This window comes from Hymenobacter sp. NBH84 (assembly GCF_014217645.1).
Classification (GTDB): Bacteria; Bacteroidota; Bacteroidia; order Cytophagales; family Hymenobacteraceae; genus Hymenobacter; species Hymenobacter profundi.
This window is the reverse complement of sequence record NZ_CP043644.1, coordinates 1,336,621-1,358,347: the sequence shown is the minus strand read 5'-3', so window position 1 is coordinate 1,358,347 and position 21,727 is coordinate 1,336,621. Positions and strand designations below refer to the sequence as shown.

16 protein-coding genes and 2 pseudogenes are annotated in these 21,727 nt (G+C 58.7%); 9 read left to right on the top strand and 9 right to left on the bottom strand.

What is annotated here, in order from left to right:
• Positions 1–71 precede the first annotated feature (71 nt).
• Together F1C16_RS05620 and F1C16_RS05615 are read right to left on the bottom strand one after the other, a co-directional pair.
• Positions 72–932, bottom strand: coding sequence for an anti-sigma factor domain-containing protein (locus F1C16_RS05620; RefSeq protein ID WP_185283365.1), 861 nt, complete (start codon positions 930–932; stop codon positions 72–74).
• Positions 933–934: 2 nt separating this feature from the next.
• Positions 935–1,492: an RNA polymerase sigma factor gene (locus F1C16_RS05615; RefSeq protein WP_258049036.1), complete on the bottom strand. Its 558-nt coding sequence runs from the start codon at positions 1,490–1,492 to the stop codon at positions 935–937.
• 234 nt (positions 1,493–1,726) lie between these two features.
• On the opposite strand from F1C16_RS05615, the gene F1C16_RS05610 reads away from it, so the two are divergent.
• Positions 1,727–3,124, top strand: a complete 1,398-nt coding sequence (locus tag F1C16_RS05610) for an NAD-dependent succinate-semialdehyde dehydrogenase (protein WP_185283364.1) — start codon at positions 1,727–1,729, stop codon at positions 3,122–3,124.
• Between the two features lie 148 nt (positions 3,125–3,272).
• Here the strand turns inward: F1C16_RS05610 and F1C16_RS05605 are convergent, their stop codons facing one another.
• The 7 genes and pseudogenes from F1C16_RS05605 to F1C16_RS05580 all read right to left on the bottom strand — a co-directional run bounded on the left by F1C16_RS05605 (position 3,273) and on the right by F1C16_RS05580 (position 10,296).
• On the bottom strand, positions 3,273–4,055 hold the full coding sequence (locus F1C16_RS05605; RefSeq protein ID WP_185283363.1) for a YdcF family protein: 783 nt from the start codon (positions 4,053–4,055) through the stop codon (positions 3,273–3,275).
• A 53-nt stretch (positions 4,056–4,108) separates the two neighbouring features.
• Positions 4,109–4,450, bottom strand: coding sequence for a thioredoxin family protein (locus F1C16_RS05600; protein ID WP_185283362.1), 342 nt, complete (start codon positions 4,448–4,450; stop codon positions 4,109–4,111).
• A gap of 215 nt (positions 4,451–4,665) precedes the next feature.
• Positions 4,666–5,436, bottom strand: coding sequence for a DUF885 domain-containing protein (locus tag F1C16_RS23325; RefSeq protein ID WP_374940594.1), 771 nt, complete (start codon positions 5,434–5,436; stop codon positions 4,666–4,668).
• Positions 5,437–5,524: 88 nt separating this feature from the next.
• A pseudogene (locus tag F1C16_RS23320) lies at positions 5,525–6,457 on the bottom strand (DUF885 family protein); the annotation flags it as partial.
• 230 nt (positions 6,458–6,687) lie between these two features.
• Entirely contained in the window at positions 6,688–8,172 is a 1,485-nt protein-coding gene (locus F1C16_RS05590; RefSeq protein ID WP_185283361.1) for a helicase C-terminal domain-containing protein, read from the bottom strand.
• Positions 8,078–9,409, bottom strand: coding sequence for a hypothetical protein (locus tag F1C16_RS05585; RefSeq protein ID WP_185283360.1), 1,332 nt, complete (start codon positions 9,407–9,409; stop codon positions 8,078–8,080). The genes F1C16_RS05590 and F1C16_RS05585 overlap by 95 nt, the downstream gene beginning before the upstream one ends.
• Positions 9,388–10,296 carry a hypothetical protein gene (locus F1C16_RS05580; protein ID WP_185283359.1) on the bottom strand — a complete coding sequence of 303 codons (909 nt, stop codon included), beginning with the start codon at positions 10,294–10,296 and terminating at the stop codon, positions 9,388–9,390. The genes F1C16_RS05585 and F1C16_RS05580 overlap by 22 nt, the downstream gene beginning before the upstream one ends.
• Positions 10,297–10,693: 397 nt before the next feature.
• On the opposite strand from F1C16_RS05580, the gene F1C16_RS05575 reads away from it, so the two are divergent.
• From F1C16_RS05575 to F1C16_RS05550, 8 genes and pseudogenes are all read left to right on the top strand, one after another.
• Positions 10,694–11,239, top strand: coding sequence for an RNA polymerase sigma factor (locus F1C16_RS05575; RefSeq protein WP_185283358.1), 546 nt, complete (start codon positions 10,694–10,696; stop codon positions 11,237–11,239).
• Between the two features lie 198 nt (positions 11,240–11,437).
• Entirely contained in the window at positions 11,438–12,472 is a 1,035-nt protein-coding gene (locus F1C16_RS05570; protein ID WP_185283357.1) for a FecR family protein, read from the top strand.
• Between the two features lie 145 nt (positions 12,473–12,617).
• Positions 12,618–14,507: pseudogene (locus F1C16_RS22835) on the top strand (TonB-dependent receptor plug domain-containing protein); the annotation flags it as partial.
• A 109-nt stretch (positions 14,508–14,616) separates the two neighbouring features.
• On the top strand, positions 14,617–15,951 hold the full coding sequence (locus F1C16_RS22830) for a TonB-dependent receptor (RefSeq protein WP_258049035.1): 1,335 nt from the start codon (positions 14,617–14,619) through the stop codon (positions 15,949–15,951).
• 18 nt (positions 15,952–15,969) lie between these two features.
• Complete coding sequence (locus F1C16_RS05560) at positions 15,970–17,496, top strand: SusD/RagB family nutrient-binding outer membrane lipoprotein (RefSeq protein ID WP_185283356.1); 1,527 nt, start codon at positions 15,970–15,972, stop codon at positions 17,494–17,496.
• Between the two features lie 104 nt (positions 17,497–17,600).
• Positions 17,601–18,431 carry an alpha-L-fucosidase gene (locus F1C16_RS22825; RefSeq protein WP_219733427.1) on the top strand — a complete coding sequence of 277 codons (831 nt, stop codon included), beginning with the start codon at positions 17,601–17,603 and terminating at the stop codon, positions 18,429–18,431.
• Complete coding sequence (locus F1C16_RS22820; RefSeq protein WP_219733496.1) at positions 18,358–19,236, top strand: alpha-L-fucosidase; 879 nt, start codon at positions 18,358–18,360, stop codon at positions 19,234–19,236. Before F1C16_RS22825 ends, F1C16_RS22820 begins: the two co-directional genes overlap by 74 nt.
• A 175-nt stretch (positions 19,237–19,411) precedes the next feature.
• Positions 19,412–21,721, top strand: a complete 2,310-nt coding sequence (locus F1C16_RS05550; protein WP_219733426.1) for a family 20 glycosylhydrolase — start codon at positions 19,412–19,414, stop codon at positions 21,719–21,721.
• Positions 21,722–21,727: the final 6 nt, after the last annotated feature.

Below are 21,727 nucleotides of genomic sequence, written 5' to 3'. Positions count from 1 at the left end.
AATAGTTCAGCTACGAAGCGCTCGTGAGGTGAGTGACAGGCAACGACTTCTGATGAAATTGTTGCCTGTTATTAGATATTGCCTACCACCGTCATCGTCGATAGTGTGGGGGTAGGACTGCCGCCGGCGTCCTCTACAGTCATGGCAAAGGCCTGAGCGCTGGCAATATCTTTCATGTGTTGCAGGCTTTCACCAGAAGCGGTGGCGTAGTCCAGCACACCCGCATCTACGGGCTTGCCGTTATCGAGGGCCCACAGCTGGTATTGCTTGCCTGCGGGCGGTTCGGGTAGGCTGCGCACATCCACATACACCGTGCGGGTGTTGGGATTATAGAGCACCTTGGCGCGGGCCTTGGGTGCAGCAGGCGTGCCGTTCAGCGCTACCGTCCGAAACTCGTCGCTGCGCAACACCGACAACTCATTGGTTTGATCGCCCAATCGTTTCTCCACCGCCATGTGCGAGGCCGCCAGCAACGACCGGTCGCTTTCCACGGCGGCCAAGCTGGTTTCGGCGTTCTGCCATTTCGAGTAGAGCAAGAAGTTGATGCCCACGCTCAGCAGCAAAAACGCAATGGAAGCGGCCATCAGCCAGTTGAAGCGGGGCGCAGCTGGTGCGGCTTCTTCTACTGGCGCCGAGCTGATGGAGCGCACCACTGGCTCGGGTGCGGCCACGGGCACCGAAGCAGCTGCATCGGCGTCGGCGTCGATGGCGGCTTTCCAGCCGGCCAACACCCGGTTGCGCATGTCGGCAGGGGGTGTTTGGGCATACTGTGCCGCATAGCCGCTGAGGGCTTCAATCACGCTGTCCAGCTCCTGCCGGATAGCGGGGTGCATAGCAGACAGGCGTTCTACCTCTGCCTGTTCTACTGCTGGTAGCTCGCCGAGGGCGTACTGCTCCAGAATGCCTGATTCGATGTATTCCTGAATGTCCACGGCTATCGAATCAATTTTGATAATACCTTAATTGCTGCCCGGGCCCGAGTTTTTACGGTGCCCAACGGCAAGTCGAGTTCTTCTGCCACTTCGCTTTGAGTAAAACCGCCAAAGTATAACAGGTCAATCACTTGTTTCTGTTCAGGGTTGAGCTGATTTGTGATTTCCTGCAATCCAATATGCTCAGGCTGAAACCCGGAGGAGGCCGCCTGACGCATGGCACCACTATCCTCCAATGGTGTCATGCGAGTACCTACGCGGTACTGTCGAGAGCGGATTTTATCAATGGCTAAATTGCGGCAAATATTCAGTACCCACGTAAAAAGCCGCCCTTTGGACGAATCGTAGAACTGAAAGGAATGCCAGATTTTGACCAGACCTTCTTGCAACACGTCTTCGGCTATTTCTTCCTTCTTTACGATGCGCAGGATGACCCCGTACAGCGCTGCCGAATATTTGTCATAAAACAAGGTCATGGCTGACTCGTCGCGGTCACGCAAGCGCTGTACGAGCAGTTCCTCCGGGTAGGAGGTCGATGACTCTAGGGTAGTAGCTGACACAGATTAGTACAATAAATGGGCGAGTGAAGCAGCGGTGGGGAGGGCCCGATAGGGTGGCAAAATACGGGATAAAGTTTTATTCGCGTAGTGCGACTTGCTTTCCTCGGTGCGGCCCCTACCCTCTCCAGCCTTCTACGTGCTTTATGGTTGTGGTTGTGTTATAAGTTTTCGGGTAGGGTAGCCGCAAGCGAGTGGGACCGCGTAACTATATCTTTTGACGCTTGTTTTTCCGTAATGGCTATCACTTCTATTAATCCCCACACCGGGCAAGTGCTGCAAGAATTTGCGCCTTTTGCCTGGGCCGAAACCGAAGATATCTTACGACAGGCGCACGAGGCTGCCGCCACATGGCGCACCACCTCCTTTGCGCATCGCGCCGAGCGAATGCGCCGCGCCGCCGCTCTGCTACGGGAGCGGGAGCAAGAACTGGCCCACCTAATGAGCATCGAAATGGGCAAGCCCATTGCCGATGGCCGCGCCGAGGCGCAAAAGTGCGCCACCACTTGCGATTACTACGCCGAGCACGCCGAGCGTTTTCTGGCGGATGAACTTGTGAAGACAGAAGCCCAGCGCAGCCTAATTGCCCACGAGCCGTTGGGCGTGGTGCTAGCCATCATGCCCTGGAATTTTCCGCTGTGGCAGGTTATCCGCTTTGCCGCGCCGGCGCTGATGGCTGGCAACGTGGGCCTGCTCAAGCACGCGCCCAACGTACCGCAGTGCGCCCTAGCGCTGGAAAAGATTTTTCACGATGCCGGTTTCCCGCCTGCTACCTTCCGCACCCTGCTTATCGATACGGACCAAGTAGAACCGCTGCTGGCCGACGACCGGGTGCGGGCCGTAACCCTCACCGGGAGTACCCGCGCCGGTGCCAGCGTGGCGGCACTGGCTGGCAAATACCTCAAGAAAAGCGTACTGGAGCTGGGCGGCTCCGATGCGTTTATTGTATTGGCCGACGCTGATTTGAACGTGGCAGCCAAGAATGCTGCCCAGGCGCGCATGATCAACGCAGGGCAGAGCTGCATTGCGGCCAAACGCTTCATTGTGGAGCAGCCGGTAGTGGACGAGTTCACCCAGAAGTTGAAAGAGCACATGGCGGCCTTTCAAACTGGCGACCCACTCGACGAAGCCACGCAATACGGCCCCCTCGCCCGCCCCGACCTGGCCGATACGCTTACCCAGCAAGTGCAGGATTCCGTAGCCAAAGGCGCCCACATTGCGCTAGACGGCGGCCAGGACGCACCCGGCGCTACCCTGTTCCGGCCCATGATCCTGACCAACGTACAACCCGGCCAGCCGGCCTACCACGAGGAGTTCTTTGGCCCGGTGGCGCTGGTGCTGGAAGCCTGCGACGCCGACGATGCCATTCGCCTCGCCAACGACTCGCCCTACGGCCTGGGTGGCTCCATCTGGACCCGCGACGTGGCGCGCGGCGAGGCCCTGGCCCGCCGCATAGAAGCCGGCGCAGTATTCGTCAACGCCATCGTGAAGTCGTCACCCGAAATGCCGTTTGGGGGCGTGAAGCAGTCGGGCTATGGGCGGGAGCTTTCCTACCTGGGTATTCGCGAGTTTGTTAATCAGAAGAGCTTGTGGATTGCGGCGGAGGAGAAGCCGGAAGAGAAGAAAACGGAGTAAGTTGATATAAAGGCATCTGTCATCCTGAGCTTGCGAAGGACCTTCTCACGCCTGAGCGACAGGCGTAACAACTACTCGTTCAACTGGCAGAAGGTCCTTCGCTCTCCTCAGGATGACAGACGTTTTTTCTACTTACCATTTCACCATTTCAACAATACCCCAGCACCTTATACACCACATACCCAACCAATTCGTGGAGCAGTATACTCCAGTTGGCCAAGGCGCCGGCATCGGGTAGCAGCCAGTAAGCGAGGGTTGCCTGACGGTTAGCGGAGTAGTAGCCCGCCGGAAAAGGTATGGGGTGCAGCCCTACCTGCCGGAAGCAGCCCAGTGCCCGGCGCTGGTGAAAGGCGGACGTGACCAGCACCAGCGACTTGATTTCCGGGTGCTGAGCGAGTAGCTGCCGAGTGTACAGCGCATTTTCGCGGGTGTTGCGGCTGCGTTCCTCCAATAGAATGTCCTGCGGCGGCACGCCCGAGAGGCGCAGCAGCGTAGCCAGTTGGGCAGCCTCGGAGCGCCCGGTTTTGCTACCCCCTACCTCCCCCGAGCCACCCGACACGATGATGCGCCGGATGCGGCCGGCCCGGTACAGCCACAGGGCATTGGTGAGGCGGTCGGCACCGGTGCTGAGGTATACCCGATCGTGGGGCGACTTGCTGCCCTTGGTGATACCCGTGAGCAGCACACCGGCATCTGACCGAGTTGGCAACTGCGTGGGCCGCACCGGCGGCAGCTCCCAGGCCAGCAGCGCTTCGTTGAGGAGGGCACCGTTGGTGAGCACCACAAACAGCACGGCGCAAGCCACCAACAACCGGCGCGACCACCTGGGACGGCGCACAACTACAGCACCCAGTAGCAACGCCAGCAGCCACACGGCTGGCATAATGGCGTAGAACAGAATCTTGGAAAGCAGAAAAAAACACGTCCGCAAAACTACACAAGTGTGGAGTTGCGGGCGTGTTTAACGCGCAGATAACATAATCCTTACACGACTGGCGTAGGCGTGTAATTCAGTAGCTGAACAAGATACCCCTTCACTTCCTCTTCCGTTTTCAGCGTATCGCACTCCAGCATACGGCCTTTGTAATAAATGACAAAAAACGGAGCAACACGCTCATCCATCATCTTCTTCGCCACGGGGTTCTGGTCCGAATCGAGTCGTAGGAAGGCAATGCCCTGGTAGGCTGGTTCGGCAGCAAACTTCTCGAACGGCGGCGCCAGCAGTTCGCAGACAGCGCAATTTGCTGAAGTGAACTTGGCAATCACCTTGGGGTAGTCATGAATCAGCGTGCGTAGGCCTTCGTCGTTCGTATCGATTATTTTCATGGACAGCATATTTCGGGCGGCAAAGATAGGGGGTTGAGTGGGTGTCTGTCCTGCGCAGACACAAAAATGAACCCATAAATTCCCATATTGACATATTGCGTGGGCACACGCTACCATAGGAAGTAGATCGTCTACATGGAAAAGCCAGACGACGGAGTTGCTTAAACACCGTCGTCTGGCTTTTCCATGTGGGCTATCAAGAAGCTTCCTCTACGCTACTCAGCCTTTCTCAGCATTAGCTGCCGGATGTATTTCACCGGGGCGTTGCCGTAGCTCAGGAATTGTTCGTTGAACTGCTTCACACTGAAATCGTTACCCTCGCGCTTTTTCACTTCCTCGCGCAGACCATAGATATCGGTGTAGCCGCTGAAGTAGCTGCTGAGCTGCACCTGGCTGAGGGTAGCACGGCGCCACTTGTTGCGGGCCTCCGTTTCTTCCTGAAAACCGTCGCGGCGCAGCATGGCCACGGCTTGCGCCTCGGTGATGTTGCCGGCGTGCACCTCGTGGTCGAGGATGGCGTTCAGGGTCACGCGCATGTTCCACTTGTCCCACATCAGCCAGATTTCATCGGAGCCGCCAGCATAGCCATTTTCCAGCATCATGCGCTCCGAGTACACGGCCCAGCCCTCAATCATGGCGCCGTTGCCGAAGATGCTCTTGATGAGCGAGGGCGCGCGGTTAGCATACACCAGTTGCGTGTAGTGGCCCGGAATAGCCTCGTGGATGTTCAGGATTTGCAGGGTGTAGTCGTTGTACTCGCGCAGGTAGCTCTCGGCCTGAGCGTCGGTGAGGTTGTCCAGGGGCTCCACGTTGTAGTAGGTGTCGGCTCCCTTATCGTAGGGGCCGGGGGCTGATACGCTGGCACCCGCGCCACCGCCGCGCATATATTTGGGCGTTTCGCGCACTACCAGCGGCTTGCTGGGGTCCTGGGTCAGCAGCTTCTTGTCGTCGACGAACTTGGTGAGGGTAGGAATCTGAGCCTTCACCGCGTCCACGAAACCATTTTTTCGCCACGTGCTTGGCGGATAGCTTGCTGATAACCTGCTGAATCAGGGTCAGCGTGTCGGCGGGCTGGGGCTGATTGGGGAAATATTTGGGCCAGAGATGGGTAGCGCGCACTTGCATATCGCGCAGCAGTTCCTGCTTGTGCGCCAGGGCTTTTTGGTACACCTGCTCAGCCGTATAGCTCGACTGAATATCGTAGGCGAATTTCTTATCAAACAGGGCTTTGCCCAACCGGAAGCTGCGAAAGTTCTTTTTCGGCATCACTTCTTCCTTCAGAAAGCGCACATACTCCTGCATGGCCAGCCGCGTCACGCCAATGCGCGTGGTAAGCTGCTGCTTTTCCTGTTCCGACAGCCCCGAGCGAGCCACTGAATCGGCCAGTGCTTTCCCGAATACGTCCATCCCGCCCTGCGTTTGCAGAATGGCCAGCTCGGTGTGCTCTTTTGTAGGCCGACTAATATTGGCTTTGGCCGCTTCGTAGTAGTCCGTTGTGCGGTTGATTTTCAGGGAGATATTGCGCAGGCGGCGGTCCAGGGGCTGGTAGCGGCCGTTCAAGATTTCGGCTACCCCCCCGCTAACGTTGTAGTTCGAGGGGTCCCACTGCCAGGTTTGCAGGGTGTCGTTGTACCAGCGGGCGCCGTGCAGGTAGTTCTGCATCAGCTGGTAATCAATCTGGTTGTCGGTTGATAGCTCGTTGAGCTGCCACGTTTGCATCTCTTTCAGGCGACGCGCCACAAAGGCGGCCTCTACCTGCCGCCGCCCTGCCGAGGGAATGGTCAGCAGCGAATCGTAGCGGTGGTAGCCGGCGCCGGAAGCCCACTCTGGATTGTAATACCACAGCGAATCAATGAATTGCGTTTTGTATCGCCCGAAGGCAGCATCGGGCTTGGCTTCAGCCTCCGCTATTTTACGGCTTTCCGAATCGCCTCCACAGCTAGCTAGCAAGGACGTGGCAGCCAGCAGGGTAGGCAGGATAAGTTTTGAGGAGAAAAGGTGTGGCATAGGGGGTGGTTGAATGGGGAGGCAAGGTAGGAAGGTGAGAGATAATAGTTTATATGAGTCGTTTATCATCCTGAGCGGAGCGAAGGACCTTATGCTCGTAGAACGGGTCGTATGCCTGTCGTTCTGCGGGCATAAGGTCCTTCGCTCCGCTCAGGATGACAGGCATTTTTCTATTCCTACCCTGTTCTTACGATGGGCGGCTGCAAGCCGCCCCTACCCCAACCTTTCCCCTACCCTCCCAGCAACCCCACCAGCTTCTCCAGGCTCAAGCCGCGGCGCTGGAACTCGGTGCCGAGCTTGAGCAGGTGCAGCAGCGGGCCGGTGGTGCGCGTGAGCAGGGCGTGGGCGTGTGGGTCGGGGGTGAGGAGAATTTCCAATTCCTCCAGCACGTCGGCGTAGAAAGTAGCGGCCACGCGGGCGTCGAGGATGACGAAGGCACCCCGGTCCTTCTCGCGGCGCACGAGACGCCCGAAGCCCTGGCGCAGCTTCAGGCGGGCAGCGGGGCGGTAGAACTGATTCCAGAACACGTCGTCGGCCTCGTAGCGCTTGCGGTGGCTGATGAGTACGTCGCCGAGCGAGGGGAACGGCAGGCGCCACACAATCACCTGCGAGAGGGTAGGCCCAGCAAAGTCTACGCCCGTCCACATGCGGTCTACCCCCAGCAGCACCGACTGCGCCACCCGCCGAAACCGCCGGATTTCCCACTGGCTGGCCCCACGCTGGCAAATCAGCTCGATATCGTGCGCGGCCAGCGGGGCGGCCAGCCAGTCAGCGGCAAAGCGCAGGTCTTCCACGGAGGTGAACAGCACCAGCGTGCGGCCTTCCAGCGCCACCAGCAGCGGCAGCAACGTGCGCAGTTGCGCCACGCGCCAGTTTTCCAGCGCCGCCGGTGTCAGCCCCGCCCGAAACGGCGGCAGGTAGGCCGGAATGCTGCCCAGCACCGGCTCGCGTTCCTCATCCTTGAAATCGAATACCGACGCAATGCGCTCCTCGGCCACAAACGGCACCCGCTGGTCTAGCTGTCGGCGGAAGTAGTCGAGCTTATTCTCCACATACAGCGTGGCTGAGGTGAAGATGACTGTTCGGAACAAGTCGAACAGCGGCGTGGCGGGCTCGTTGGCCAAGCGGCCAGCGGCTTGCCGGGCCACGGCCTGGCGCTCTGCGAAGGTGGCGGCTGATTCATCTTCCAACTGCTCCAACACGGCCAGGGAGGTAGGGTCGTGGGTGGTGAGGTAGGGCCAGAGGTCGTAGGGCTTGCGGATGAGGTTCCAGCCCAGCTCGTCGTGGTCGCGGGTGCGCTCCAGCACCGGCACGAAGCCCCGGCACGGGAACTCTCCCAGCAGGCGCGTGAGCACTTCCACCTGACCCAGTGCCGTATCGACCAGGCGCACGGTGCGCAGGCGCAGGCGCTCGTCGTGGTCGGGGGGCGAGTCGGATTCTTCCTCGTCCATGTCCACGGCGTTGCCCAGGTTGAGGGCTGTGCCGAGCTGCCGGGCAATGAGGCCCAGCTCGCGGGCGGCGGCGGTGAGGGGAGCCAGCAGCGGCCGAAGCGCAGCTTGCAGCGGCTCGGCCAGGGCCATGCGCCCTCCCCTACCCCCGTAGGCCGGACGCACCCATACCTCATCCTGCCAGTGCGTTTCGCCCAGCGGAAACGGCAGGCGCACCGCTTCTCGTCCGGCTGGCAGAAAGTGCTGCCCTACCTCCTGCAAACGCATTCCGACTCACTAGCAACGGCTCACGTACGGCTTCTACGGCCTGCCGCACCGTGCGCAACGCCCGACGGCGGCGCAACGGGTCGGCCGCAGCGGCAGCGGCCGCTGAGGCCAGGTGGGCCGTGAGGAGCGCATCGGCGGCGGCGGGCGTGTCGTGCATGGCTTCGGCTACTTGGTGCAGCAGGGCGGCGTGGTTCACGAGGTCATGCAGACGGGCTTCGTCCCAGGCTTCGTAGGCGCGCTGCTCAGCATCAGTGGCGCCGGGGCGCTCGTCGAGTGGAATCTTGCTCCAAAGGGCGTACTCTTCGTCGCTGAAACGGGCGTCCAGCTCACGCAGCAGGCCTTCGGGCGGACGGCGCGTGCGCTCTTTTTCCGTTGGAGCAGCTTCTTCCGGCCGGCGCGGCATGGTGCTGGGGCCACCTAGTAGCGGCTCTACTATCTCCTCCACCAACTCACGGGCATTGAAGGTGCGGGCCAGCGCCGAGCGGAAGTTGTCGGGGAAACGGTCAGCTTCGTCCACAATGCACACCTTGGCGCGTTCCAGCAACTGCGGGGGTAGGAGCGCCAGCTTGTGGTGATTCACGATAATTAGATTAGCTTCCTCGGCGCGTTTGCGGTGAGCGGGGTACACGCAGGCGGTGCGGTCGGGTAGCTTGCCGTGGCGGCAGGCGCGGTCGGCCGTTACACGGCGCAGCAAGCCGAACAAGGCCCCGCCGAGGCGGTCGGCTACCTGGGGCGCAATGTTTTCTACCTCGCCGTGGGTGTCGCGCAGGCGCAGAGCCAGGTACAGCCACGCCAAGCGCTCGGCCCAGTCGGCGGTGCGCTCGAAGCTGGCCTCGAAGTTCCTACCCAACGCCTCGGCGCAGAGGTAGCAGTTCTTGCCCTTCAGCATGGCCGTGCGAATGGCGGCGTAGCGGGGCACACGCTTGCCATCGGGCTGGCGCAACAGAGCCGGCAATTCGCCGTGCTGCATCTGCTCCTGCAAGTTTTTGGTGGAGGTAGCCACAATCACGGCCGCACCGGGTGCGATACGCAGGTATTCCAACGCGGGCACCAGGTAGCCGAAGGTTTTACCCGTACCTGTGCCGGCTTCTAGGGCATACGGCCCTTCCTCGCCCGCAATGGCCCGCGCCACGAAGCGGGCATAGCGCAGCTGGGGCTCGCGCACTTTCAACTCCTCGGCGCCCACCTGCTTGCGCAGCTCGGCAAAGGCTTCGGTTACGTGTTCTTCTTTGAGCACCTGGTTGATGCCCAGGCCGGGCGTAGCGGCATCGTCGGGCTGGTCGCGCCAACGGGCCAGCCACTCCAGCAGCAGCTGTTGCGCCTGCTGGGCCTGGGGGCGCTCGGGGAAGGCGCGGGCTTGGGTAGGCGGCGCTGGGTGGCCTCGCGGGTGGTTTCGGTAGGGGCCGGGGTGTCGTCACAGCAGTCGGGTTGCTGGGCCAGGGCGCGCAACAACCGGAAGCCGCGCAGGGCTACCGGCCGGCGCGTGGCATCGACTACAATGCTGTGCAGCAAGGCGTAAGTGGGCAGCCAAGAGCCGCTGCCGGCGCCCTGCACACGCAGCAGGCTAGCCAGCACCCAACGCACGCTTCGGCGCATGGCGTGCAGCACAAAGGACAATTGGGGTAGGCTTTTTTCGTAACCGAGCTGCTCGCGCCAGGCTTTGTCGGCGAGGAGCTTTTCCTTGAGGTCGTCGGCGTCATCGAGCACCTCGTGGGGTAGGAAAAACGCCAGCAGCTCGTCGAGGGCTACGCAGATAGGCGCTTTCGGCATGTCAGCCAGTACGACTTGCTCCAACCACAGGCGCTCGGGCGAGGGCTGCCCGGCGCGGTCTAGAATCAGCAGGGCGTCATACTGCGCGAAGGCGGCTTGCACCTCCGCTTTGCTTTCCAGCCAGGTAGGGGCTTCAGCGGCTTTCTCGTTGCTGATGCGGCAGGCCTGAAACACGGCCGCCGAGTGCTCCCGCCCAGGGTTCAGCGGCCACGCCTGCACCTGCGCATCGGGCACCAGCGGCAGCAGGCCCACGTGCAATAGGCCGTGGCCGTTGCCGGGGTGGTAGGGGCCGGTGGCAAACACGTGCACCACGGCCGCCCGCACGGGTTTCGCCGCCGAATCGAATAAGCTCATACTTCTTTAATCCGGCGCGAAGAGGGTGATGGCGCGCCGGGGGAAGCTTCAAAGATACGGTACATGCGTCGGTACTACACATGGCCATTACACGACGCTACACTGTTACTTGGTAGTTTCTGTGTCACCGTTAGCTGTACCGTTCAGGACTTCCGCTTTAAACAGGAATGACTCACGGCACTACAACTATAGCATCTCATACTTCTTGCAAATTTTATAAAAAATATTATATCAAAATAAATAAAGTACTATTACAATCTGCTTTTATTAAAAAAAGCTAACCAAGATTTAAGATTCATTGAATTAAATGGTATTTATGGGTTGGTATAGTAGGCTCTACTATATCATACGGCTCCATTCATTACATAAGTTTTATTTCTGATTCTACTAATCTCTCATGCCTTCACCTGAAGAAGTATTGGTGTTATGGAATCTTTTCAAGCAAGGTGACTGGAGCGCTTATACTGCTTTGTATGATCAGCATTTTACCCCATTGAATAATTACGGCTATAAATTCACTAAGAATGTTACTCTAATTGAAGATGCTATACAAGATTTATTTATTGGTTTATGGACCAATAGACAAAACCTAAGTACTCCTGTATCAGTCAAAAACTATTTATACAAATCCTTACGCAATATCTTACTTCGGAAAGCGCAGAATCAATCCCGATTTTTGGAAATTTCCGATGACAGTTCAATACCGTTTGAAGTTTCTTTTGATCAATTCATAATAGTAGGAGAAGAAGAAAAAGAGCTACAAACTAAGATTACTTTTTTTCTTACTAAGCTTCCGCCCCGGCAGCAAGAAATTATTTTTCTCCGTTTTTATGAAGATTTTGATTATCAAGAAATTGCCGATATCATGGGTATAACGGTATCCTCAGCCTATAAACTCCTTTACAAAGCGTTGCATAGCATGGAAGTGGCCTTGAACAAGTAACGCCACAGTTAAGTGCTTTCACGCGGCTGGTAATCCAGCACTTCCTTACAACACATAATGCCTTGATATTCAACTTATTTGGCAAATAAATTTCTATTATCGTTACGTCATCGTTATGTTTTTCTTATTTTTTCTTCTGGAGGAGGGATAATTCAGTCCCCCCCAAGTCTATAGGAAGTGTACAGTTCGTGCGCTTCTATGGATTTTGCCAAATACGCTTCCTTCACCACAACCGACCTACTGGCAGATGATGACTTCGTCGCTGCGGTGCTTCGTCCCACAGCCGAGTCTACCTACTTCTGGCAGCAGGTAGCAGAGCGCTACCCAGCTGTACAGGTGGCCATGACGGAGGCAACCAGTGTTATTCGCGCTTACCGAACGCAGGACACGTTTTCCAACCAGGCACGGCAAGCAGCTGTTTGGCAGCGCATTGCGGCGGAGGCAGGACCAGTAGCCCGCCCTACCCGGCAGCTTCCCCTACCCATGCCCAGACGCCGATTGGCGAGGGTGCTGCGCGCCGCGGCCGTGGCCCTACCCGTGGGTTTGGGCTCTCTCGCACTCTGGTACAACCAGGAGCAGCGTTTTCAAACGGCGTTTGGCGAGCTGAAAACCGTAGTGCTGCCCGACGGCACGAGCGTATTGCTAAACGGCAACTCGGTGCTGACTTACCAGCGGGGCTGGGGGAAAAATAGTCGCGAAGTATGGCTGCAAGGAGAAGGCTTTTTTCGAGTAGTACACCTCAATACGGACCCTGCGCACATTAAGCCCACCGAACGTTTTGTAGTGCATTGCCACGATTTATCCATTGAGGTACTAGGAACTACATTCAATGTGCACAATCGTCGCAAAAAAGTTGATGTGGGATTAGTATCGGGCAAAATTAAATTAACCGATACAGCAGCAATTGCACCTACCTCGCTGGTTTTAGCACCAGGCGACTATGTAGAATATGCCGCCCATACCATTACAGCTAAACAAAAGTTAGCTCATCCCGAAAAATTAACTACGTGGTCGAAACGGCAATTTGTTTTTACCAATGCTAGGTTAGTAGATATTTTACAGACGTTAGAGGATTCTTATGGCTACCAAATTAAATATGCAGATAATGCCATTAAGCAGTTAAAAATCGAAGGAGAAATACAGGTTACGGGGGTAGCGCCCTTATTAGAAATTATTTCAACCTCCTTACACGTGAACATCTACCAAAACGGAAAACAAATAATTGTTCACTAACTCTTTCAATTTAACTGCATGAGAAAACTTGACTCTACGAGTTCCGGTAAGTGGTGCGTTCCATTGCTGGTCGTTTTATTGAAGAGTGTTCCTACCCACGCGCAAGTGGCGTTTGCGGCACACACAACACCTCAAAAATCGTCCTATGATCAGCAGGCGCAATACCCCGCCGAAACCGCAAAAAAAGCCGTTGCGGGAGGCTATCGACGAGCTGAAGTCCCGCTATCAGATTCAGGTGGCTTTCCAACAGGGCCTACTGGATGATAAATACGTAGTGGCAGCGGCTGTTGCAGACCTTAGCAGTTCAAAACTAACCGCAGAAAATAGCCTGGCCCAGTTGCTGGTTGCGGTGCATTTGCAGTTCAAGCGCATTGGTGCCAAGCAGTATGTTATCTACTCCTCAACCAACGCCCAGCTCGCCGATGACGTGGTGAAGGGAAAGGTGGTGCTAGAAGATGGATCGGGCGTACCGGGCGCCACGGTGGTGGTGAAAGGCACGCAAATTGGCACTGGCACCGACGCCGAGGGCAACTTTGAGTTGAAGCTCCCCCCTACCTCCCAGGGCCAACCCGTGGTGCTGGTGGCCTCCTTTATTGGGTACGCCAAAATGGAGGTGACGGTGACAAATCGGGCGGCTCCCCTCACCATCAAGCTCGCCAAGAGCGACCAGACCCTGGATGAAGTGGTGGTAACGGCACTGGGCATTGCCAAGCAAAAGCGCGATTTGGGCTACGCCGTGGCTGAAGTGAAGGGTGAAGACCTGGTGCAGGCCCGCGAAAACAACGTGGCCAACGCCTTGACCGGCAAGGTGGCGGGCGTGAACGTAGCGGGCCTTTCCACGGGGCCGGGCGGCTCCAGCCGGGTGATTATTCGCGGCAACGGTTCGTTGTCGGGCTCGGCCAACAACCAGCCACTGTACGTGCTGAACGGTATGCCCATGGACAACTCGGTGCCGGGGCAGGCGCCTACCGCCAACGGCGGGGGCACCAACGTGGACCGCGGCGACGGCATTGCCAGCATCAACCCCGATGATATTGAATCGATTACGGTGCTGAAGGGCGGTACTGCGGCGGCCCTGTACGGCTCGCGCGGCGGCAATGGCGTTATCTTGATTACTACCAAAAAGGGTAGAGCGCAGAAGGGCATCGGGGTAGAATTTAATTCGACCTCTACCATCGAATCCATTTCCGTTATTCCTGAGTTTCAGTACGAGTATGGGCAGGGCGATGGGGGCGTGAAGCCGACTACCCTGGCCGCTGCCCAATCGACGGGGCGCCGGTCGTGGGGCGCGCGGCTCGACGGTTCCACCGACTACGTGGGCGTAGACGGGCAGACGCACCCCTACGTGGCGCAGAAGGACAACCTTAAGCACTTCTACCAGCTGGGGCGCACCTTTACCAACACGCTGGCCTTATCAGGTGGTAATGAGGGTATTGCCTACCGCTTTTCGCTGTCGAATCTGGACAGCGAGGGCTTGCTGCCAGGCAGCACCTACAACCGCAAAACCGGCAACCTGAACCTGAGCGGGAAGCTGAGCCCACGGCTCAGCTACGAGGCCTTGGCCCAGTACAACATCGAAACGGCGAACAAACGCCCCAGCGCCGGCGACGCCCTGGCGAACCCCAACTGGTCGCCCTACATGATTGCCAACACCGCCGACGTGCGCTGGCTGAAGCCGGGCTATGATGCGAATGGCTACGAAACCGTGTGGAACGACGCCAGCGTGGCTACCAACGGCTATTTCGTGGTCAACAAATTCCAACAAGACGACCGCAAAAACCGCTTTATCGGGCAGGCCTCGCTGAGCTACGAGCTGGCGAAAAACCTGGTGCTGAAGGGCACCGTGAGCCAGGACCACTACGATTACAACTACCGCAATATCACGCCCACGGGCACGCTCTACGCGCTTACGGGGCAATACGCGGGCATCAAATCGGACGTGAGCGAAACCAACGCTTTGGCTACCCTTACCTATACTAAGCAGATTAAGGAGGTAGGGCTGTCGTTTTTGGCCGGGGCTAACAAGCGGCGCTCGTCGCTGAACGAGCTAGACCAAGCGGGCACGGGCTTCACCATTCCGTTTTTTCTACAGCTACAACAACCTGGCAACGGGCACCACGCTGGCACTGGCTCAGCGCCAGGATGTGAACTCGATTTTTGGCTCTGCCGATTTCAACTACAAGAGCTTGTTTTTCCTGACTGTGACTGGCCGCAACGACTGGTATTCCACGCTCAGCCCCAGCAACAACAGCAAGTTCTACCCTAGCATCAACGGCAGCTTTATCGTGTCGGATGTGGTGGACATGCCGCGCGCCGTGAACCTGGTGAAGCTGCGCGGCGCCTACGCCCAGGTGGGGCAGGGCGCGCCCGAGCCCTACGCCGTGAACCTGACGTACAGCAACGTGCCCAGCTCGGGTAGGCCGTTGCAAAACGTGAGTAGCAACGTGCCCGGCTCCGGCCTGGCGGGCATCACCAACGCCAACCTGGGCCCGGTGCTGTCGACTACCGCCGAGGGTGGCCTGGAAGCCCAATTGCTGGACAACCGCCTCAGCCTCGACCTAACGTACTACAACCGCCTGACGGACAACGACATCGTTAATACCACCATCAGTCCTACCTCGGGCTACAACAGCGTGTATCTGAACGCGGGCAAAGTGCGCAACCGCGGCATTGAGGCCCTGGTGAGCGGCACGCCTATTCGGACGGCTAATTTTTCGTGGAACACCAGCTACAACCTGGCCTACAACGACAACAAGGTATTGCAGCTGGTGGAGGGCATCAACTCCATCAACCTGGCCTCGACGGTGGGCAACTGGGCCTATATCAACAACACGGTGGGGCAGTCGGCCTTCGAGATTGTGGGAACCCGCATTCAGAAAGACGAAAACGGCAACACCGTGTTCGACGCGGCCAGCGGCTACCCGGTGGCTACGGCCCTGCAACCGCTGGGCAAGAGCGTGGCCCCGCTGACCATGGGCTTCAGCAACGACTTCCGCTACAAGCGTTTGTCGCTGAACGTGTTGCTGGATGGCAAGTTCGGCAACAAGGTATTCTCCATTAGTGAAGTGTACGAAACGCGCCTGGGCCTGCTGAAATCGACGCTACCGGGCCGCGAAAATGGGTTGCAGCTGACAGGCGTAACGAGCACTGGCGACGCCTACTCCCGCCTGGTGCCGGTGAGCGGCCTGCGCGCCTACTACGACAACTATAAGAACTACTCGGAGCTATTCCTGCACGATGGAGGCTTTATCAAGCTGCGTCAGGTGATTCTGGCCTACAACCTGCCGGCGTTTCAGATCAGTAGCTTCAAGCTGCAATCGGCCACTATTGCTTTCGTGGCGCGCAACCTGCTGATTCTGATGAAGCATACCAACTTCGACCCGGAGCAGAGCTTCAGCAACAGCAATTACCAGGGATTGGAGTCCATTGGCCTACCTCGTACCCGCTCGTACGGCCTGAACCTGTCCGTGAAATTCTAACTCTCAGCCCCCACAACGATGTATAGATTTTTCCTTAAGTGTGTTCTACTGGTCGGGGTTGGTGTACTGACGCTGACCGCGTGTACTAAGGATTTCGAGGAAATCAACACCAACCCCAACGCCGTGGGCACCATCACCCCGGAGTACGTCTTCACCAAGGCGCAGTACGATGGGGTAGCCAACATGCTGTACCTGCTGCTGGGCACCATGCAGTACACCACTAGCTTCAACGATGTGGCCGGGTTTGGCTCCAAGTACATTGCCAGCCAAGTGAACTCGTCGTCGGGTGCCTTTAGCACCGCCTACCCCAATGCGCTGAACGAAATAAACCTGGTCATCAACGCCGTGCGGGACGACCCCGCCAAGGTAAACATGCTGGCCGCGGCGCGCATCTGGCGAGTGTACTGCTACAGCCGCCTCACTGATGTGTATGGCGATGTGCCTTACTTCCAGGCCAACCAGGGCTACACCGATGCGCAGTATACCCCTGCCTACGACCCGCAGAAAGACATATACGCCGATATGCTGAAGGAGCTGGACGAAGCCGCCACAAGCCTAGACCCTGCCAAGCCGACCTTCGGCGCCGCCGACCTGCTCTACAACGGCAATACCGCCCAATGGAAAAAGTTTGCCTACTCCCTGATGCTGCGCCTGGGTATGCGCCTGACCAAAGTGGATGTGGCCGCCGCCCAAACCTGGGCTACCAAGGCCCTGGCTGGCGGCGTGATTACCGAAGACGCCGACATTGCGAAGGTCAACTACCTGGCTAGTGGACAGATTATCAACCAGAACCCGCTGGCCTACAACCTGCTCATCAACGACTACATTGCCGCCAACGGCAGTAGCAACCAGGAAGGTGGCAAGTACCAGAAGGTGTTCATCGACTACCTCAAGCAAACCCGCGACCCACGCCTGGGCATCATCTCGGTGGTGTATACCGGGGGCACGCCCAACCAGACCGACACGGCCTTTGCCAAGCAGCAGGGCATGCCGGCCAACCTGAGCGCCAAACCCGCCAACTTTGCCCAACTGAGCGAACCGAATCCCAAAACGGTCTTGCTCCTAAACTCGCCCCGCCTGGTTTTCACGGCGGCTGAGTCGTATTTCCTACAAACCGAAGCCGCCCTGCGGGGATGGTCGAGCGGGGCAGCCCCTACCCTGTACAGCAACGGCGTGCGGGCGGCCCTGCGGCAGTGGGCCATCATCAGCCCCACCGACGGCGCCCTTTCAGCCCAACGGATTACGGCGTATGTGAACAACAACCAGCTCATGGCGGGCAGCTTTGAGGAGCAGATGCAGCAGATTTACACGCAGTTTTGGGTGAGCATTTTCCCGGATGCGCAGGAGGCCTTTGCCAGCTATCGGCGCACGGGCTACCCCGCCCTCACGCCCAACAACTACCCCGGCAATGCTACCGGCGGCCAGTTTCCGCGTCGGTTCCTGTACCCAGTGTCTGAGCAGAACCTGAACACAGCGGCCTACAACGCGGCCATTGCCCGCCAGGGCCCTAATACGTTGCTCACGCGGGTGTATTGGGATAAGTAGAATACTAGAAGCTAGTCCCCTCTCCTTTTTGGGGAGGGGGTTAGGCGCCCGCCAAGACGGCACGCCTACACGACGTTTCCACCCAGACACCTTACGCTTTCCGCATGAATCGAATACTACGGACCAGTCTACTCTTCTTTCTACTCTTTGGCGGCCACATTGCCCTAGCGCAAAACGACGTGGTGAACGACGACGAGAAAAGCAGCTACAATCTGAACAAGCCCGAGCGCGAGCAATGGCTAAAAAACACCGCCGCGGGCTTGTTTATCCACTTCAGCGTAGATGCGCAGTTGGGTGTAGTTATCAGCCACTCGCTGGTAGGCGCTTCGGATGAGTACGCCGACCGGTTTTTCAATGAGTTACCCAAGACCTTCAACCCCAGCCAGTTCGACCCCTACCAGATAGCGGTGCTGGCCAAGCTGGCGGGCATGAAGTACATTGTGTTCACCACCAAGCACCACGCGGGCTTTTGCATGTGGGACACCAAAACCACAGACTTTAACATCACCAAAACCCCTTATAAAAAGGATCTGCTGAAGGAGTTTGTGACGGCCACCCGCGCCGCGGGGCTGGACGTGGGCTTCTACTTCTCGCCCGAGGATTTCTACTTCCTGCACGCCAACCACTTGCCCATCAGCCGCGACAATGTGAAGATGGATGCGGCGCTGGCGAAGAAATACGAGGACTACAATCGTCGGCAGTGCGAGGAGCTGATGACCAACTACGGCAAAATTGACGTGTTCTTTATTGATGGTGAGCCCAAGGAAGTGGTGAAGGAAACCTGCTGGCGCTTGCAGCCCAACATTCTGATTACCCGCGGGGCCATCAAAAACGCCGGAGCAAACCCTACCCGGCACGCCCATCACCCAGCCGTGGCTGTCGCCCATCACTATTGGCACGGCGTGGCAGTACCAGCCTACCAACGAGCGCTATAAGTCGGGTACCCAGCTGATTGACCTATTGGTGGAAGCCCGCTCCAAGGGCGGCTCCCTGCTGCTAAACGTGGGGCCAAAACCCAACGGCGCCCTACCCCAGGAGCAGGAAGATCGCCTGCGCGAAATGGCCGCCTGGTACTTCCTCAATCACGAGGCCATCGACAGCACCCGGGCCTGGGTGGTGAACAAGGAAAACAACGTGCTGTTCACGGCCAAGGGCGACGCCCTGTACGCCATCGTGACGGACGTGGCCGACTGGAAGGAAGGCGAGCGGCGCACCTTTACGCTGCACTCGGTGAAGGCGCAACCCAATACCGCGGTGAGCGTGCTGGGCCAGAACAGCAAAATCATGGAATACAAGCCGAACCTCGACGTGAGCGCCCGCCACAAGCAGACCACCAACGGCCTGGAGGTATCGGTGGTGAAGGCCCAGCGTATCTACGACGACCACCGCTGGCCCAACGCCGTGGTCATCAAGCTCGACCACGTAGCGCCCGCCATGGCCGAGGCCGTGACCGTGGAAACCGGCGCCGCCAAACCCGGCACTGCCGGCACTGCCCTGAGTGGCCGTCTCTACAACTACAAAGGCAAGCAGGTGACGCGCGCCCGTTTTGCCTATCGCGCCTACCGTGGCCGCGTGGAAACCCTCTACGCCGACCCGTGGAAGTATTCTAACTGGGTGAAGGTAGGGCCAGATGGCCGCTTCACCGGCACCACGAAGCTTACGAAAGGCGCCTTCGAATACAAGGCCGTGGCCGAGCAGACCGGGGTAGCCGTGGAGGGCGACACGAAGCTAGTGGACTAGTAGCATGTACCGCGAAGCTCTGCTTCGCGACCGGGCGCCCTGCTGTCCCTTTACGCTTCTTGCGCTTGGTCACGAAGCAGAGCTTCGCGGTACATCCCGGCCCTGAGCGCAACGGCTGCCCTGTTTGGGTGTCTCTCCCCTATCTGTATTTCCTAAACGTCCCATTTTGCTGCACTTGCTTTCCTCTTCCTACCGCCTCTGGATGTTGCCACTGCTGGTGGTGCTAGGGTGGGTAGGGCTGCTACCCACAAGCCAGGCGCAGACCACGGAATTGCCCCTGCTTCCGCGGCCGGTGCAGGCTACTACCACTGGGCAGGTGTTCACGCTCAGCCAGCATACGGCTTTGCAAGCAAGCCCTGGCCTACCCTCCAGTCAGGTAGACGGCTTCCGGCAATACGTACACCAGATGAGCGGCATTGCACTGGCCCCCAAGCCCACGAAGCGACGTACCGACGTGCTGGTACTGCAACTGGATAGCGCAGCAGTACAGCAACCCGAAGGGTACACACTCACCATCGACCAACGCCGCGTGACAGTGACCGGCCACGACGAGGCGGGCGTGTTCTACGGCTTGCAGACGCTAAGCCAGCTGGTGCCGCCCGGTAAGGCTGACCGCGTATCGCTGCCCGGCTGCACCATCACCGACTACCCGCGCTTTCCCTACCGCGGCATGCACCTGGATGTGAGCCGGCATATGTTTCCGGTGGACACTATTAAAAAGTGGCTCGATGTACTGGCGTTCTACAAAATCAACACCTTTCACTGGCACCTGACCGACGATCAAGGCTGGCGCATTGAAATCAAGAAGTATCCGCGCCTACAAACCGTGGCCGCCTACCGCAACGAAACCCTGATCGGCCACAAGCGCAACCTGCCCCACCGCTTCGACGGACAGCGTTACGGCGGCTACTACTCGCAGGACGAGGTGCGGGAACTGGTGCGCTACGCCGCCCAGCGCCACATCACCATCATCCCCGAAATTGAAATGCCGGGGCACGCCTCGGCGGCGCTGGCGGCCTACCCCGAGCTGGGCTGCACGGGCGGCCCCTACCATACTGCTACTTTCTGGGGCGTGTTTGATGACGTGTATTGCGCCGGCAATGAGGCCACGTTCACCTTTCTGACCGATGTGCTGGACGAAGTAGCGGCGCTGTTTCCAGGCCAATACCTGCACATCGGCGGCGACGAATGTCCCAAAACCCGCTGGAAAGTTTGTCCCAAGTGTCAGCGCCGCATCCAAGAGGAGCACCTGCGCGACGAGCGGGAGTTGCAGAGCTACTTCGTGCGGCGCATCAGCAAGCACTTGGCTACGCTGCATAAGCGGCTACTGGGCTGGGACGAAATTCTGGAGGGCGGCCTACCCCCCGCGGCCACCGTGATGAGCTGGACCGGCGAGCAGGCCGGCATCGAGGCGGCGCGCCTGGGCCACGATGTGGTGATGACGCCCGAAAAACAAGTCTACTTCGATTACTTCCAAACCCTCTACCCTACCGACTCGCTGGCGGCCGGCGGCTACACGCCCTTGCAGCAGCTCTACCGCTACGAGCCGGTGCCCGCCGAACTCACGCCCGCCCAGGCCCGCCACGTGCGGGGCGTGCAAGCCAACGTCTGGACCGAATACATGCCCACGCCCGGCAAGCTGGAGTACATGGTGTTCCCTCGCCTACTGGCCCTAGCCGAAATAGCATGGTCGCCGCCAAGCGGGCGCAACTACCCCGCGTTCCTGCAACGCGTGCGTACCCACGATGCTGTGCTACACGCCCAAGGTGTGGCGCCTTCCCGCACCTACGACTGGCTGACCGATTCGCTCTGGGCTGGCCCCAAAGGGCTACCCATGCTGCAACTGCGCACTACCGCAGCCAACGAGGTCATCCGCTTCACCACCGATGGCAGCGCGCCTACCCCACAAAGCGCTGTCTACCAGGCACCGCTAGCCATTCGGGAGAGTTGCGTGGTGCAGGCTGCTGTGTTTGAGGGGTCTACCCAGGTGCAACCTCTCTACCGACGGGAGTTCACCTTGGGCCTCTCCACTGGCAAGCCCGTCACGCTGGCCTACCCGGTGGCGGGCAGCTACCACCAGGGCCGCCCGCTGTGGGGACTGGTGAATGGGGTGGCGGGCAGCCCCCGCTACAACGAAGGGCAGTGGTACGGCTTCAGCGGCACCGACCTGGTAGCGACCCTGGATCTGGGCGATGTGCAGCAGATTCGTACCTTGGGCACCCACGTGCTCAACTACCACTGGCAAAAAATGTGGCCGCCTACTGCGCTGGTCTTCGCCGTTTCCACCGACGGCGTGCACTACCGCGAGGTGTACCGGCACACGCAGTTTCCCGCAAACGGCATCAACCCGGTGCGCGCCACCATTGCCCCGGTGACGGGGCGTTACGTCCGAGTTACGGCCCTCAACCAGGGTACTATTCCGGCCGGGGAGTACGGGGCGGGCGGCAAGGCCTGGCTGCTGGTAGATGAGCTGTACGTAAACTAAAATCTC

What these genes read in the sequence shown, in the direction of transcription:
- F1C16_RS05575 (WP_185283358.1), top strand. Translation starts at nt 10,694, where the DNA reads ATGCCTTCACCTGAAGAAGTATTGGTGTTATGGAATCTTTTCAAGCAA.
- F1C16_RS05600 (WP_185283362.1), bottom strand. Translation starts at nt 4,450, where the DNA reads ATGAAAATAATCGATACGAACGACGAAGGCCTACGCACGCTGATTCAT.
- F1C16_RS22825 (WP_219733427.1), top strand. Translation starts at nt 17,601, where the DNA reads ATGAATCGAATACTACGGACCAGTCTACTCTTCTTTCTACTCTTTGGC.
- F1C16_RS05570 (WP_185283357.1), top strand. Translation starts at nt 11,438, where the DNA reads ATGGATTTTGCCAAATACGCTTCCTTCACCACAACCGACCTACTGGCA.
- F1C16_RS05590 (WP_185283361.1), bottom strand. Translation starts at nt 8,172, where the DNA reads ATGCGTTTGCAGGAGGTAGGGCAGCACTTTCTGCCAGCCGGACGAGAA.
- F1C16_RS05580 (WP_185283359.1), bottom strand. Translation starts at nt 10,296, where the DNA reads ATGAGCTTATTCGATTCGGCGGCGAAACCCGTGCGGGCGGCCGTGGTG.
- F1C16_RS05610 (WP_185283364.1), top strand. Translation starts at nt 1,727, where the DNA reads ATGGCTATCACTTCTATTAATCCCCACACCGGGCAAGTGCTGCAAGAA.
- F1C16_RS05560 (WP_185283356.1), top strand. Translation starts at nt 15,970, where the DNA reads ATGTATAGATTTTTCCTTAAGTGTGTTCTACTGGTCGGGGTTGGTGTA.